The following is a 14,159-nucleotide window of genomic DNA, read 5'->3' on the forward strand; positions in this document are numbered from 1 at the left end:
CCTGCTGCAGGTCATGGACCACGGCAAGCTGACCGACCACAACGGCCGGACGGTGGATTTCCGCAACGTGATCCTGATCATGACCTCCAACGCCGGGGCTTCCGAACTGGCGAAATCGGCCATCGGCTTCGGTCGCGAGCGCCGCACCGGCGAGGATACCGCCGCCATCGAGCGGACTTTCACGCCGGAATTCCGCAACCGTCTGGACGCGGTGATCTCCTTCGCGCCGCTCGGCCGCGAGATCATCCTGCAGGTGGTCGAGAAGTTCGTGCTGCAGCTCGAGGCCCAGCTGATGGACCGCAACGTGCATATCGAGCTCTCGCCGGAAGCGGCGCTCTGGCTCGGTGAAAAGGGCTACGACGACAAGATGGGCGCCCGCCCGCTGGGTCGCGTGATCCAGGAGCACATCAAGAAGCCGCTGGCGGAAGAGCTGCTGTTCGGCAAGCTGACCAAGGGCGGCGTGGTGAAGGTCGGCGTCAAGGACGACGCGATCGAGCTGACCATCGAGGAGCCGCAGAAGCCGCGCCTCACCGGCAGCAAGCCGCCGCTGCTCACCGCCGAGTGATCACGGCGCCAGACAACAAAGGGCGGGGGAAACCCCGCCCTTTTGCGTTCCGGGTTGGGAGCGCGGACAGCGGCAGGACATTACGCCGACCGGGTCATGGTAGGGTAAAACCCCACCCTACCCGACCTCGTAGGGTGGGGTTCCACCCCACCCATCGCGCCATCTCCGCAAACACCTGTTCAAGCGAGCCAATGCCTTCCGGCTCCGCGACCAATGCCCGACCCCGTAGGGCGGGGCTCCCCCACCCCGACGCCCCACATCCGCCGCGCCGCCAAATCACCGCTCGGTCAGCTTCAACTCGATCCGCCGGTTCTGCGCCCGGGCCTCGGGCGAGCTGCCCGCCACCACCGGCTGGTATTCGCCAAAGCCGGTCGCCGCCATCCGCGACGGCGGGAAGTTCAGCCCGTCCTGCATGTAGCGCACCACCGACAGCGCCCGGGCCTGGCTCAGCTCCCAGTTGTCGGCGAATTGGCCATAGCCCGACAGCGGCACGTCGTCGGTATGGCCATCGACCCGGATGATCCAGTCGATGCCCGGCGGGATCTCCCCCGCCACCTCCATCAGCGTGCTGGCCACCCGCTGGATCTGCGCCCGCCCCTCGGGCGAGAGGTCGGCCGACCCCGCGGTGAACAGCACTTCCGAGGAGAAGACGAAGCGGTCACCGACGATCCGCACGCCCTCGCGCCCGGCCAGCACCTGCCGCAGCTGTCCGAAGAATTCCGAGCGGAACTTCTCCAGATTGGCCGTCTCGGCCTCCAGCCGCTTGCGCTCGGCCTCCTCCAGCTCGGCCCGCCGCCGCTGTTCCGAAGCCACCTGCGCCAGCGCCGAGTTCAGCTGGGTCCCCAGCGCCTGCAGTTGCACCTGGGAAGCGGCATCCTGCTCCGCCGCCGCATCCAGAAGCCCCTGCAGCGACCCGAGCTGCGCCCGCAGCGCCGAGATCTGCTCGTTCAGCAGCGCGACGCGCCGGGCGCTCTCCTGGGTCTGCGCCTGTTCCTTCGACAGCGCCTCCTGCGCCGCGGCCAGCAGCGCCTGCCGCTGGTCCTGCCCCGCCGCCGCCTGCGCCGCCTGGGTCTGCGCCGCGGCCAGAAGGGTCAGCGTCTCCTCGGCCCGCTTGCGCTGTTCCTCCAGCGCCAGTGTCATCGCCGTCAGCTCGCTGTCCGAAGAGGCCAGCCGCGCCCGCAGCGCCTCGGCGGCGGCGGCGTCGGCCAGCCGCGCCTCTTCCTCCTCGGTCAGCCGGGTCTGCGCCTCGGCCAGCTCGGCCTTCGTCGCGGTCAGCGCCGTCTCGCCCTCGGTCACCTTGCTGCGCAGCTCGGCCACCAGCGCATCCAGCGCCTCGCGCCGGGCCGCGGCCAGCCGCGCCGCCTCGGCGCCCGCGTCGATCTCGGTCCGCGCCGTGGCCAGCGCCAGCCGCAACGCCTCCTGTTCCGAGATCAGCCGTTCCTCCGCCGCCTTCAGCGCCTCGACCGTCGCGGTCAGCGCCGTCGCCTCGCCGCGCGCCTTGTCGCGGTCGGCCAGCAGCGTCGCCACCTGCGCCTCGAAGGAGGTCACCCGCGCCGTCGCCGCCTGCAGGTCGCTCTCGCGCGCCGCCAGCGTGCTGGTCAGCGTGGCGATCAGCGAGGCCTGCCGCTCGCCCTCGCTCTGCGCCGCGGTCAGGTCGGTGCCGAGCTGGGTGACTTCGGCGGCCAGATCCTCGCTGCGCTGCCGCTCCAGCCCCAGCGCGTCGGCGAGGCTGGCGATCTGGCTGGTGAGCGAGTCGAGCTCGCTGTCCTGGGTGGTGATGGTCTCGCGCAGCACCGATTGCACGACGAGGAAGATGGTCAGCACGAACATCAGCACCAAGAGCAGCGCCGTCATCGCATCGACGAAACCGGGCCAGATGTTGGACTCGCGCCGCCCTCCCCGTCGCAGCAGGGCCATGGCCTAGCTCCGCCCGACCGCGCCGCGCGACAGCTGCCGCACCGCGCCGGTCAGCGCCGCGAGGTCGCTGCGCACGTCGGACACGGCTTCCTGCCGGCCCGCCGCGATCTCCTCGAGGATGCGCAGCAGCTGCACGTCGATCGAGCGCAGCCGCATCCGGCTTTCCGCATCCGACAGCGCGGCATGTTCCGCCGACCCAAGCGCCGCGATCAGCCGCTCCTGCCCGTCGGCCAGCCTATCCAGCGCCGTGGTCTGGCCCGAGCTGCCGCTCTCCAGCTGGCCGGCCAGCCGCTCCACCGCCACGGCCAGCGCGCCGATCCGCTCGTCGACCAGCGTGCGGTTGGCCTCGGACTGGGCGTGCAGCAGCTGCATCGTGTCCATCTGCCCGGCCATCTGCTCCAGGATGCCGGCAATCGCGCCCTGATCGGTGGCCTCGCCATCCGGCCCGGCATAGCCGAGCTTGGTGATGGTCGACAGCCACTCCTCCAGCTCGCGGTAAAAGCGGTTCTGGCCGTGGCCGGCGAACAGCTCCAGCAGGCCGACGACCAGCGATCCGGCGAGCCCCAGGAGCGAGGAGGAGAAGGCCGTGCCCATCCCGCCCAGCTGATCCTCCAACCCGCCCATCAGCTTGGCGAAGACATCGACCCCGGTCTCGCCATCCTTCGGCGACAGCGAGCGGATCGTCTCGACCAGCGCCGGCACGGTAGTGGCGAGGCCGTAGAAGGTGCCCAGAAGACCAAGGAAGATCAGCAGGCTGCCGAGGTAATGCGTGACATCCCGCTGCTCGTCCAGCCGGGTCGCGACCGAGTCGAGGATCGAGCGCGAGCTGGTCGAGGACAACTGCATCCGCGCCCCGCGCGACCGCAGCAGCGCGGCCAGCGGCGCCAGCAGGTTCGGGGCCGGGGCGATGCCCTGCCCCGGGCGCTGGCGCACGAAATCCTCCAGCCAGTCGATGGAGCGCATCAGCCGGAAGACATGCAGGAAGCAGATGCCGACGCCCAAAAGGAAGACCAGCGCGATGAAGCCGTTCAGCCAGGGCTTGGCCATGAACAGGCCCAGCAGCTGGGCATAGGCCAGCGCGATGCCGGTCCCGACCAGCGCCGTGACGATGAGCATCACCAGCAGTTGTCTCACCGGCTGGGTGAAATGGGGATGAGCCGAGGTGGTCTTTTCCATCAAGCGCCGACGAACCTTGTAACTTTCCCCGGACAATAGGCGCGCCGCCGGCGACTGCCAACCGGCAAAGAAATCAAGAGGCCGGGGCGTTGCCCAATTCGCGCACCCGGGCCGCCAGCCATCGCAGGTCGGGATCGGCGATGCCGAGGCTCTCCAGATGCTCGGCGGTGTTGAACAGGTAGTCGCGGTTCGGCCCCCGCCCGCCTCTGGCGCGGGCGATGATCGCCGCCTGCTCCTCCAGCGCCAGCCCGCCGCAATATTGCGCATGGGCCGGGTCGATCACATAGGCCAGCGTCTCGACCGTGCCCCCCGTCGCCAGCGTCACCGGCAGCCGGATCTCCAGATAGGCCGAGGAGATCAGCTCGCGTTCGCGCAGGCTGGCCAGCGTCGCCGCCTCGGCCCCCGCCTCCACCTCGAAGGCCACGCCGTCGCAGCGCGCCCCCTCGGCCCGGTCCAGCGCCAGCACCAGCCCCGGATCGGTCTCGCTGCCGCGATGGTGGATCGAGCGCATGCAGAAGCTGCGATGCCAGCCGTCCAGCCGCGCTACCACGGCCTGCGCCACCGGGAACTCGGGGTTCCAGATCAGCGAGCCGTAACCGAAGACCCAAAGCCGTTCCATGCCTGTTCCTTTTGCCTGCGTCCCTGTAAACATCAGCTTCAGACGGATGGAAAGGCCCCGGCATGCGCGCAGTTCTCACCCTGGTCCTCGTGGCGGCGGTCCTCTGGGGCGGCTACTGGTTCGTCGGCTCCCGCGCGCTGGAGCGCTCGGCCGAGGCCTGGTTCGCCAGCCAGGCGGCGCAGGGCCGCATCGCCGAGCGCGAGAGCCTCGATGTCGCGGGCTTCCCCAGCCGCTTCGACCTGACGGTGACCGAGCCGCATCTGGAAGACCCGGCCAGCGGCTTCGGCTGGCGCGCGCCCTTCGCCCAGGTGTTCAGCCTGACCTACAAGCCCTGGCATGTCATCGCCGCCCTGCCCAACACCCAGACGATCCTGGCCCCCGGGCAGCAGATCACGCTGGATTCGACCCGGCTGCGCGGCAGCCTGATCGTGAAGCCCTCGCCCGCGCTGGCGCTGGACCGCATCGCCATCGCCGGCGAGGGGCTGGCGGCGCGCTCCAGCCTCGGCTGGTCGGTCGCCGCCAGCGCGGCGCGCTTCGCCACCCGGCAGATCGACGACGATCCGGCACGGCACGAGATCGGGCTCGACATCACCGCCCTCGCCCCCGACGCCAGCCTGCTGTCGGCGGCGACGGAGGCGGAGCTGCCCGAGGTGATCGACAGCGTGAAGCTCTCGGCGATCCTCGGCTTCACCGCGCCGCTCGACCGCCACGCCGGCGAGACCCGGCCAGAGCTCGCCAGCCTCGATCTGAACGAAACCTTGATCGCCTGGGGCGACCTGAAGCTCTTCGCCTCGGGCGGGCTGACGGTTCAGGACGGCCTCCCCGAGGGCCGCATCGACTTCCGGCTGGAGAACTGGCGCAAGGCGATCCGCCTCGCCGTGGCGCTGGAGCTGATCAAGCCCGAGGTCGCGCCGACATGGGAGCGGATGCTGGGGATCATGGCCGCGCAATCGGCGGATGCGGAAAAGCTCGACGTGCCGCTGATCTTCGCCGACGGGCGGATGAGCCTCGGCCCGCTGCCGCTCGGCCCGGCGCCGCGTCTGGCTCAGCGACAGTAGGCCTTGCGGCGGGGGATGGTGTCGAAATGCAGATGGTCCTCGTGAAACCCGTCTGACCCGGGGCCCAGCGTGGTGCCGAAGATGCCGCAGGCCGCCTTGTGCGCCTGTTGCATGCCCCGGCCCTCCTTGCTGCGCCAGCCGCCCTCGACCGTCACGGTCTTGCCGCTGGCCAGCGTGATCCCCGAGATGTCGATCGCCTTGCCCCGGCCATGCTCGCTGATCGGCGCGCCGCTCTGGTTGTTGCGGCTGCGGCAGGTATAGGCCCCCGCCACCTGCAGCGCCATCACCTCGCCCATCGCCGGGCGCAGCCCCCGGTTGATCCAGGTCTTCAGCGCCTTGGCGGTGGAACAGTCGACCGTCGCCGCCATGCTCAGCTTCACCCCGTCGACCGAGGTGATCTTCACCGGCTCGTCGATGCCGCAGCCGCGCAGCTTGCCGGTGATCGGGGCCAGCACCTCGCCGCGGATCGATGGATCACCGCAAACCGATCCCTTGCGTGGCTGCACCAGCGCCGCGCCGGGGCGCACCCGCACCGCGGCGGCGGCCACCACCTGCTCGGGCGGGCGGGGCTTGGGGCGGAACATGTTGGCGAAGATCCCGGGCTTCTGCGCCGCCGGGGCCAACGCAGGACCGGCATGGGCCAGCACCGGCGCCTCGGGCGCCTCGGCCAGCAGGTCCGCCGGCAGCGCCGGCCGGGCGCGCGGGCGGGCAGAGACGACGGCCGCCTGCACCACGGTCTCGACGGCGGCGGGGCGCGGCATCGGGCGGAGCGAGGCTTCGGGGGCGCTGGCCGAGACGGCGCCTGCCGTCATCGCGCAAAGGGCCGCCGTGGCCAGGAGATTCCGCATCCGGTCAGCCTTTCGCTTTTGGTCCCGGCCCGGTCGCGGTCTCGGAAGACCGCCCGAAGTCCGGGGCCGCTGTATCCTGTCCCGCCTCGATAATGCCACGCCGGATCGCACGGGTCCGGGTGAAATACTCGTGAAGATGGTCGCCGTCGCCCAGCCGGATCGCCCGCTGCAGCGCGAACAGCTCCTCGGTGAACCGCCCGAGGATTTCGAGCGTCGCCTCCTTGTTTGTCAAGAACACGTCGCGCCACATCGTCGGGTCCGAGGCCGCGATCCGGGTAAAGTCGCGGAAACCCGCCGCCGAATAGCGGATCACCTCCGAATCCGTCACCCGCCGCAGGTCGTCGGCGACGCCCACCATCGTATAGGCAATCAGGTGCGGCGTGTGGCTGGTCACCGCCAGCACGAGGTCATGGTGCGGCGCGTCCATCGTATCGACATTGGCGCCCATCGCCTCCAGCAGGCTGCGCAGCCGCGCCACCGCCCCGGGGTCGGCGCCCTCGCAGGGGGTCAGCAGCCACCAGCGGTTGCGGAACAGCGTGGCGAAGCCCGAGCGCGGGCCGGAATGTTCGGTCCCCGCCAGCGGATGCCCGGGAATGAAATGCACGCCTTCCGGGATATGCGGCTGCACGGCGGCAATCACCGCCTGCTTCACCGACCCCACATCCGTCACCGTCGCGCCCGCAGCCAGATGCGGCGCGATCTCGGCGGCGATCTCGCCCATCGCCCCCACCGGCACCGCCAGCACCACCAGATCCGCACCGACCACCGCCTCGGCCGCCGTCTCGAACACCCGGTCGCAGATCCCGATCTCCAGCGCCGCCGCCCGCGTTTCCGCGCTGCGGGCATGGCCGACGATCTCGCCCGCCAGCCCGCCCTGCCGCATGGCATGCGCCATCGACGAGGCGATCAGCCCGAGCCCGATCAGCGCCACCCGCTGGTAGATCGCCATCAGCGCAGCCCCTTGAACTGGGCGATGGCATGGGCGACCCGGCGTGACGAGGCCTCGTCGCCGATGGTGATGCGCAGGCAATGCGGCAGCTTGTAGCTGGTCACCCGCCGCACGAGCAGCCCCTGCGATTGCAGGAAATTGTCGCAGGCCTCCGCCTCCTCGGCATCGGCGAAGCGGGCGAGGATGAAATTGGCCATCGAGGTGTCCGAAGGCACGCCGATCTCGGCCAGCGCCTCGGCCAGCCAGACGCGCCAGCGCGCGTTCTCCGCCCGGCATTTCGCCACGTGATCCTGATCGCGCACCGCCGCCTCGGCCACATCGAGCTGCGTGGTCGACAGGTTGAACGGCCCGCGGATCCGGTTCAGCACATCGATGATCGGCTTCGGCCCGTAACCCCAGCCGATCCGCAGACCGCCCAGCCCGTAGATCTTCGAGAAGGTCCGCGTCATCACCACATTGCCGCGCCCCTCGAGCAGCGCGAGCCCGGCGTCGAAGCCCGGCACATATTCGGCATAGGCCCCGTCCAGCACCAGAATGGCCTGCGGCGGCAGCCCCGCCGCCAGCCGCGCCACATCGGCGGCGCCGATCATCGTGCCGGTCGGGTTGTTCGGGTTGGCGATGAACACCAGCCGCGTCCGCGGCGTGCAGGCCGCCAGCAGCGCATCGACATCCGTCGTCCGCTCGCGCTCCGGCACCTCCACCGGCGTCGCCCCCACGGCCAGCGCCGAGATGCGGTACATCAGGAAGCCGTGCTCGGTGAACAGCACCTCGTCGCGCGGCCCGGCATAGGCCTGCATCAGGAAGGTGATGATCTCGTCCGACCCGCAGCCGCAGATCACCCGGTCGGGGTCGAGCCCGTGCACCTCGGCGATGGCCTGGCGCAGCGGGGCGTGGTCGGTCGAGGGATAGCGGTGCAGCGAATGGACCGAGCGCAGGAAGACTTCCTTGGCCTTGGCCGAGGGGCCGAAGGGGTTCTCGTTGGAAGACAGCTTCAGCACATTGCTGATGCCTGCCACATGCGCCTTGCCGCCCTCGTAAAGGGCGATGTCAAGGATACCGGGCTGCGGTCGGATTGCGTCGGACATGGGTCACCTCTCGTGCCTGCGGGTTCTAGCCGCCGGGGCAGGCTCTGGCCAGCGCGAAGTTGCGCAGGCAGCGCCCCGCCCCTTGACAGCAGCCCCCAAACGCAAAAGGCCGCCGCGGTTTCCCGCGACGGCCCCGGATCCGAGCGAAAAGCCGGATCAGTTCTTGGCGTAGAATTCGACGACGAGGTTCGGTTCCATCACCACCGGATAGGGCACGTCGCCCAGGCTCGGGGTGCGGACGAATTTCACCGTCAGCTTGGAGTTGTCGACTTCCAGATAGTCCGGCACGTCGCGCTCGGTTAGCTGGATCGCTTCGAGGATGATGGCCAGCTGACGCGACTTCTCGCGGACGGCGATGATGTCGCCTTCCTTGACGCGGTAGGAGCCGATGTTCACCCGGACGCCGTTCACGGTGACGTGGCCGTGGTTCACGAACTGGCGCGCGGCGAAGATGGTCGGAACCAGCTTGGCGCGGTAGACGATCGCATCCAGACGACGCTCGAGCAGACCGACGAGCATCTCGCCGGTGTCACCCTTCACGCGCTCGGCTTCGGCGAAGATCTTGCGGAACTGCTTTTCGGTCAGGTCGCCGTAGTAGCCCTTCAGCTTCTGCTTGGCGCGCAGCTGCGTGCCGAAGTCGGAAAGCTTGTTCTTGCGGCGCTGGCCGTGCTGGCCGGGGCCGTATTCGCGCTTGTTCACCGGGGACTTCGGACGGCCCCAGATGTTCTCGCCCATACGGCGGTCAATTTTATGCTTGGCAGACGTGCGTTTCGTCACGGCTGATCTCCTTCAGGTTTTCCTGCCCGTCAACGAATCTCGGGGCGTCACGAAGGGCGTTGTCCTCTAAGCTTGCGCTTCGACAGGGTTCCCCTCGCGGGGTCCACCAACACCAATGAAAACCCCGGGCAGAACCCGGGGATGCGCGCTTATACAGCCGGTCGCGGCGGTGTCAACAGCCCTGCCGCCGGCTTTCCCCGCAGGGCGCGGCGGATCACCCGGGCCGGGCGATGCGCAGGGCGATGCCCTCGCGCGCCAGCGCCTCCTGCGCCTCGGGGGCCGGGTCGTCATCGGTGATGACCGTGGAAAACTGCGCCAGATCGGCCAGCACATGCAGGGCGCTGCGTCCGATGCGCTGGTGGTTCACCAGAAGACAGGATTGCACCGCCGCCGCCATCATCGCCCGCTTGGCCCGCACCACCTCCTCGTCCATGTGGAAGGCCTGCCGCCCCGCCACCGCCGGAACCGAGATGATCGCCATGTCGGCTTTCAGCCGCGCCAGCGCATCCTCGGTGACGACGCCGAAGAAGGCGTTGAACTTGGCCGAGAACACCCCGCCCAGCGCCATCAGCTTGATGCCCGGCTCGCCCTTCAGCCGATCGAGCACCGCGGCGTTGTTGGTGATGACGGTCAGCGGCCGCTTCTCGGGCAGCAGCGCGCCCAGGATCGCCGCGGTGGAGCCGTCGTTCACCATCACCGTCATTCCCGGCTCGATCAGCTCCAGCGCCACCGCCGCCATGCGGTCCTTGGCCTCGCCGTTCTGCCGGGCCCGGAACTGGAAATCGCTTTCGAACTGGGTGCCGGCCTCGATGGTGGCCCCGCCGCGCACCTTCCGCAGCAGGCCTTCCTGCTCCAGATCGTCGAGATCCCGGTGGATGGTCATCCTCGACACGGCAAAGCGCGTCGCCAGATCGTCGAGATCCGCCGTCCGCTGTTCCACCAGCAGGTCGAGGATGGCCTTCCTGCGCTCGCCGCGTCTCACACCGATACCCCGCTTTTGTCCGGGTTATAACAGGTTGCCTCCCAATAACAACAATATCGACGTTATTTTGTTATTTTACTTGTGATTTCACTGTGAAATCGCTAGATAAAGGGCAACGCCGATCCTTCCCGGGACCGGAGAAATCCAAGGAAAGCTGACATGAAATTCTTCGTCGATACCGCCGTCGTCTCCGAGATCCGCGACCTGCACGAATACGGCCTGCTGGATGGCGTCACCACCAACCCCTCGCTGATCGCCAAATCGGGCCGCGACTTCAAGGAAGTGATCGCCGAGATCTGCGCCTTCGTCGACGGCCCGGTCTCGGCCGAGGTCGCCTCGATCGACTATGACGGCATGGTGGCCGAGGGCGAGCATCTGGCCAAGATCGCGCCGAACGTGGTGGTGAAGCTGCCGCTGACCCTCGCCGGGCTGAAGGCCTGCCGCCACTTCACGCTGAACGGCATCAAGACCAACGTCACGCTCTGCTTCTCGGCCAATCAGGCGCTGCTGGCCGCGAAAGCCGGCGCGACCTACATCTCGCCCTTCATCGGCCGGCTCGATGACATCAACATCGACGGGATGGAGCTGATCCGCGACATCCGCCAGATCTACGACAACTACGCCTTCGAGACCCAGATCCTCGCCGCCTCGATCCGCACCGCGAACCACGTCCGCGAAGCCGCCCTCGCCGGCGCCGATGTGGCGACCATCCCGGCCGGGGTGATCAAGGGGCTGGCGAACCACGTGCTGACCGACAAGGGTCTCGACCAGTTCGCCAAGGACTGGGCCGCCACCGGCCAGTCCATCCTCTGACCCACCGGGCGGGCGCCGCGCGCCCGCCTCACCCCGCCGCGTCGAGCAGGGCCCGCAGGTCGGCCTCGCTCAGCACGGCGGAGTTCGCCTTCATCGAGGACGAGCTCGCCGCCGCCCCGGCCGCCGCCGCGCGATCCTCGGCCGAGACCCCCAGCCCCGACAGCCCCGGCAAGCCATGCTCGCCCGCCCACTCTGCCAGCGCCGCCGTGGCCTGATCCGGCGGGCAGTCGAAGGCCGCGCCGATCCAGCCCAGCACCTCCTCGATCCGCGCCGCCAGCGCCGGATCGGTCACCTTGGCGCGGTTCAGCGTCAGCGCATGCGGCAGCAACGCGCCGCAGATCGCTCCATGCGGCGCGGTGGTCAGCCCGCCCAGCGGCCCCGCCAACCCATGCACGACCCCCAGCCCGGCATTGGCCAAGGCCAGCCCGCCGCAGAGGCTGACCCAGGCCATCGCATCGCGCGCCGCCGGATCCTCCCGCGCCATCAACACCTGCAAGGCGGCCAACCCCTTCGGGATCGCGTCGCGGCAGAGCGCGTCGGTCAGCGGGTTGGCGCGGGTGCAGATATAGGGCTCGATCACCTGGGTGATCGCGTCGAGCCCCGAGGCCAGCGTGATCGGACGCGGCAGCCCGTCGGTCAGCGCCGGATCGACGATGGCGAGCCGCGGCAACATGCGGGGGTCGCGCAGAGAGACCTTGCGGCGGTGTTCGGGCACGCCGATCACCGCGTTGCGCGTCACCTCGGCCCCGGTGCCCGCCGTGGTGGGCACCGCGATGAAGGGCAAGGGCGGCACGTCCAGCGGCAGGCCCAGCCCCACCACCTCCAGGTGGTCGAGCATTGGCCGCGGCGCGGGCAGCAGCGCCGCCACCGCCTTGCCGGCGTCGATCACCGCGCCGCCGCCATGGCTGACGACCACCTCCGCCCCCCGCGCCTCGGCCAGCGCCGCCTCGATCAGCGGCACGTCCGGTTCGCGCGGGACGGAGATCCGGGTGACGGTGCAGCCCTCGGCCTCCAGCGCCGCGGCCAGCCAGTCGGCCCGCTGCGCCCCGGCGCCCTGCAGCAGGGCGACCCGTTTGCCCAGCGCGGCCACACGCGGCGCGGCCTCGGCTGCCTGCCCCCGTCCGAACAGGATTTCCGTCGCCGTCAGGAAGGAGAAGGCGGGCATGTCAGATCTCCAGATCGGCGATCATGCGCACGGCATGGGCGGCCTCGGCGCCCTTCTTGACGAAATGCGCCCTGAAGAAGCCGATGTGTTCCTCGGTCGGCTGGAAGTGATGCGGGGTCAGCGAGACCGAGAAGGTCGGCACGCCGGTCGCCAGCTGCGCCTGCATCAGCCCCGAAACCACGGCCTGCGCCACGAAATCATGCCGGTAGATGCCGCCATCCACCACCAGCGCCGCGCAGACGATGGCATCGAAGCGGCCGCTCTGGCCCAGCTTCTGCGCCAGAAGCGGCATCTCGAAGGCGCCCGGCACGTCATGGGTGGTCAGCGCGATCTCGCGGCCGGCCTCGGCCATGCCGGAGGTGAAGCCATCCAGCGCCTGATCGACGATCTCGGCGTGCCAGCGTGCCTTGATGAAGGCGATCCGAAGGGGGTGGGACATGGAACCATCCTTTGCAAAGTCCAAACGGTCCCGAGGCGCGCACGACAAGGGCCCTGCCTGCGCAGGGTCCCGGCCGTTCTCTTCCATCCGGACTATACCGTCGGCCCCGGAGTTCCACCGGATCTGCTGACCCTGCCATCGGCAGGCGCTCGCGGGCTGTCACCGCCGGTGGGGAATTGCGCCCCGCCCTGAGAACAGTGCAAGGTCTAGAAGGAAGCAGAGGGGCCATGCAAGCCATTAGCTGCATTTCCCTTGGCCGACGGCGACGAAACCGCGCGCCGGGAACCGGCCGGGCAAACTTGACTGTTTCGCTCAACATAGGGTAATGCAGCCTCAGCCCGCGACTCCGGCTTGCCGGGGATCGCCAGCCATTCACCTTGCAGGCGCCCCGGCGCTGTTTCCTGTTCGGAAGGCCCCGATGGCTCGTCTCTCCCTCTCCCCGCTCGCTCTGGCCGTCGCCGGTGTCGTCTCGCTGTCCCTGCTGTCGCCGGTCGCCGCCCAGCAGAGCGACGCGCCGCAGGTCTTCGATTCCGCGCCCGCGCTCGGCCAGCCGGCCCCCGAGGCGACCGAGACCGCCCCCGCCCTGCCCGCCGAGGTTCCGACCCCGACGCCGGAGCCTGCGCCGCCCCCCGCCGCGCCGGACGCCCCGGCGACTGCGCCCGAAGCCGCCGAAGAAATCCCAGCCGAAACCGCGCCCGCCACCCCGATGGAGACGACGGTGGAGCAGCCCCCGCTGCCGGCGCCGCAGGCCCTGCCCGAGGCGCCGGCAGCGGGGCCGGTGCATGACCTTTCGGCCTGGGGCATGTATCAGGCGGCGCATCCGGTGGTGAAGGCGGTGATGATCCTGCTGGTGCTGGCGAGCTTCGTCACCTGGACGGTGCTGCTGTTCAAGGCGATCGAGCTCCGGATCGCGCGCAGCCGGCTGAATCGGTCGGCCGGGCGGATCCGCGAGGCGGTGACGCTGCAGGCGGCGGCCGAGAGCCTCGGCAAGCGGCGCGACCCGGCGGCCTTCATGGCCTTCGCCGCGCTGGAGGAGTTCCGCGCCTCGGAGGCCGCGCTCGACGGAGCCGGGCCGGAGGGAGTGAAGGAACGGGTGCGCTCGATCGTCGAGCGGGTCGAGGTGCAGGCCGGCGAGCGGCTGAGGCGCGGCATCGGCCTCCTGGCGACCATCGGCTCGGTCGGGCCCTTCGTCGGGCTGTTCGGCACCGTCTGGGGCATCATGAACGCCTTCATCGGCATCGCCGAGAGCCAGACCACCAACCTCGCCGTCGTGGCCCCCGGCATCGCCGAGGCGCTGCTGGCCACCGCGATGGGCCTTGTCGCGGCGATCCCGGCGGTGGTGATCTACAACCACTTCGTGCGCTCCATCGCCGGCTGGAAGGTGTCGCTGGCCGACGCCGGCGCCGGGGTCGAGCGGATGCTGAGCCGCGATCTCGACTACCGCCGCGCCGGGCAGCTCTCCGGCAGGGAGGTCTGAACCATGGCGGGCGGACGGTCGCGCGGCGACGAGCTGGAGGTCAATCACGAGATCAACGTGACGCCGTTCATCGACGTCATCCTGGTGCTGCTGATCATCTTCATGGTGGCGGCGCCGCTTTCCACCGTCGACGTGCCGGTCGACCTGCCCGGATCGAACGCGCCGGCCTCGGAGCGGCCCGACGAGCCGGTCTGGCTCAGCCTGCAGCGCGACCTGACGCTGTCGCTCGGCAATGCGCCGGTGGACCGCGCCGGGCTGGCGGCGGCGCTGGAGACGGCGACCAAGGGCG

The 14,159-nt window shown here is 69.8% G+C and carries 15 protein-coding genes and 1 riboswitch; of the genes, 5 read left to right on the forward strand and 10 right to left on the reverse strand.

The window, feature by feature from the left end:
- Positions 1-565: ClpB D2-like domain containing protein (locus tag C5F48_RS17210; RefSeq protein WP_181247719.1), on the forward strand; the 565-nt coding region annotated here is incomplete at its 5' end.
- 276 nt (positions 566-841) lie between these two features.
- On the opposite strand, the gene C5F48_RS17215 is transcribed toward C5F48_RS17210, so the two are convergent.
- From C5F48_RS17215 to C5F48_RS17225, 3 genes are all read right to left on the reverse strand, one after another.
- Entirely contained in the window at positions 842-2,482 is a 1,641-nt protein-coding gene (locus tag C5F48_RS17215) for a peptidoglycan -binding protein (RefSeq protein WP_107665093.1), read from the reverse strand.
- Positions 2,483-2,485: 3 nt separating this feature from the next.
- Positions 2,486-3,658, reverse strand: coding sequence for a biopolymer transporter ExbB (locus tag C5F48_RS17220; RefSeq protein ID WP_107665094.1), 1,173 nt, complete (start codon positions 3,656-3,658; stop codon positions 2,486-2,488).
- A 73-nt stretch (positions 3,659-3,731) separates the two neighbouring features.
- The gene (locus C5F48_RS17225; protein ID WP_107665095.1) at positions 3,732-4,277 is read right to left on the reverse strand and encodes a gamma-glutamylcyclotransferase; all 546 of its coding nucleotides are present in this window, start codon (positions 4,275-4,277) and stop codon (positions 3,732-3,734) included.
- A gap of 62 nt (positions 4,278-4,339) precedes the next feature.
- On the opposite strand from C5F48_RS17225, the gene C5F48_RS17230 reads away from it, so the two are divergent.
- Positions 4,340-5,335: a DUF2125 domain-containing protein gene (locus C5F48_RS17230; protein WP_107665096.1), complete on the forward strand. Its 996-nt coding sequence runs from the start codon at positions 4,340-4,342 to the stop codon at positions 5,333-5,335.
- On the opposite strand, the gene C5F48_RS17235 is transcribed toward C5F48_RS17230, so the two are convergent.
- The 5 genes from C5F48_RS17235 to C5F48_RS17255 form a co-directional block, all read right to left on the reverse strand.
- Complete coding sequence (locus tag C5F48_RS17235) at positions 5,323-6,183, reverse strand: extensin-like domain-containing protein (protein ID WP_107665097.1); 861 nt, start codon at positions 6,181-6,183, stop codon at positions 5,323-5,325. The two genes, C5F48_RS17230 and C5F48_RS17235, sit on opposite strands and share 13 nt — an antisense overlap.
- A 4-nt stretch (positions 6,184-6,187) precedes the next feature.
- The gene (locus C5F48_RS17240) at positions 6,188-7,132 is read right to left on the reverse strand and encodes a prephenate/arogenate dehydrogenase family protein (protein WP_107665098.1); all 945 of its coding nucleotides are present in this window, start codon (positions 7,130-7,132) and stop codon (positions 6,188-6,190) included.
- A complete protein-coding gene (gene hisC, locus C5F48_RS17245) occupies positions 7,132-8,217 on the reverse strand; it encodes a histidinol-phosphate transaminase (RefSeq protein ID WP_107665099.1) in 1,086 nt (361 codons plus the stop codon). The genes C5F48_RS17240 and hisC overlap by 1 nt, the downstream gene beginning before the upstream one ends.
- Positions 8,218-8,373: 156 nt before the next feature.
- A complete protein-coding gene (gene rpsD / locus C5F48_RS17250; RefSeq protein ID WP_107665100.1) occupies positions 8,374-8,994 on the reverse strand; it encodes a 30S ribosomal protein S4 in 621 nt (206 codons plus the stop codon).
- 214 nt (positions 8,995-9,208) lie between these two features.
- Positions 9,209-9,976, reverse strand: coding sequence for a DeoR/GlpR family DNA-binding transcription regulator (locus tag C5F48_RS17255; RefSeq protein ID WP_107665101.1), 768 nt, complete (start codon positions 9,974-9,976; stop codon positions 9,209-9,211).
- 159 nt (positions 9,977-10,135) lie between these two features.
- On the opposite strand from C5F48_RS17255, the gene fsa reads away from it, so the two are divergent.
- On the forward strand, positions 10,136-10,789 hold the full coding sequence (gene fsa, locus C5F48_RS17260; RefSeq protein ID WP_107665102.1) for a fructose-6-phosphate aldolase: 654 nt from the start codon (positions 10,136-10,138) through the stop codon (positions 10,787-10,789).
- A gap of 28 nt (positions 10,790-10,817) precedes the next feature.
- Here fsa and C5F48_RS17265 read toward each other — a convergent pair whose 3' ends face one another.
- Both C5F48_RS17265 and C5F48_RS17270 read right to left on the reverse strand, forming a co-directional pair.
- Positions 10,818-11,954 (reverse strand): iron-containing alcohol dehydrogenase, encoded by a 1,137-nt coding sequence (locus tag C5F48_RS17265; protein ID WP_107665103.1) that lies wholly within the window; start codon positions 11,952-11,954, stop codon positions 10,818-10,820.
- Between the two features lies 1 nt (position 11,955).
- Entirely contained in the window at positions 11,956-12,393 is a 438-nt protein-coding gene (locus C5F48_RS17270) for a 6,7-dimethyl-8-ribityllumazine synthase (protein WP_107665104.1), read from the reverse strand.
- A gap of 71 nt (positions 12,394-12,464) precedes the next feature.
- Positions 12,465-12,593, reverse strand: a riboswitch (FMN riboswitch).
- Between the two features lie 218 nt (positions 12,594-12,811).
- On the opposite strand from C5F48_RS17270, the gene exbB reads away from it, so the two are divergent.
- Complete coding sequence (gene exbB / locus C5F48_RS17275; protein WP_107665105.1) at positions 12,812-13,870, forward strand: tonB-system energizer ExbB; 1,059 nt, start codon at positions 12,812-12,814, stop codon at positions 13,868-13,870.
- A 3-nt stretch (positions 13,871-13,873) separates the two neighbouring features.
- A partial coding sequence (locus tag C5F48_RS17280; protein WP_107665106.1) for a biopolymer transporter ExbD occupies positions 13,874-14,159 on the forward strand: 286 nt, incomplete at its 3' end.

Origin of the sequence: Cereibacter changlensis JA139, assembly GCF_003034985.1 — a bacterium.
GTDB classification, from domain to species: domain Bacteria; phylum Pseudomonadota; class Alphaproteobacteria; order Rhodobacterales; family Rhodobacteraceae; genus Cereibacter; species Cereibacter changlensis.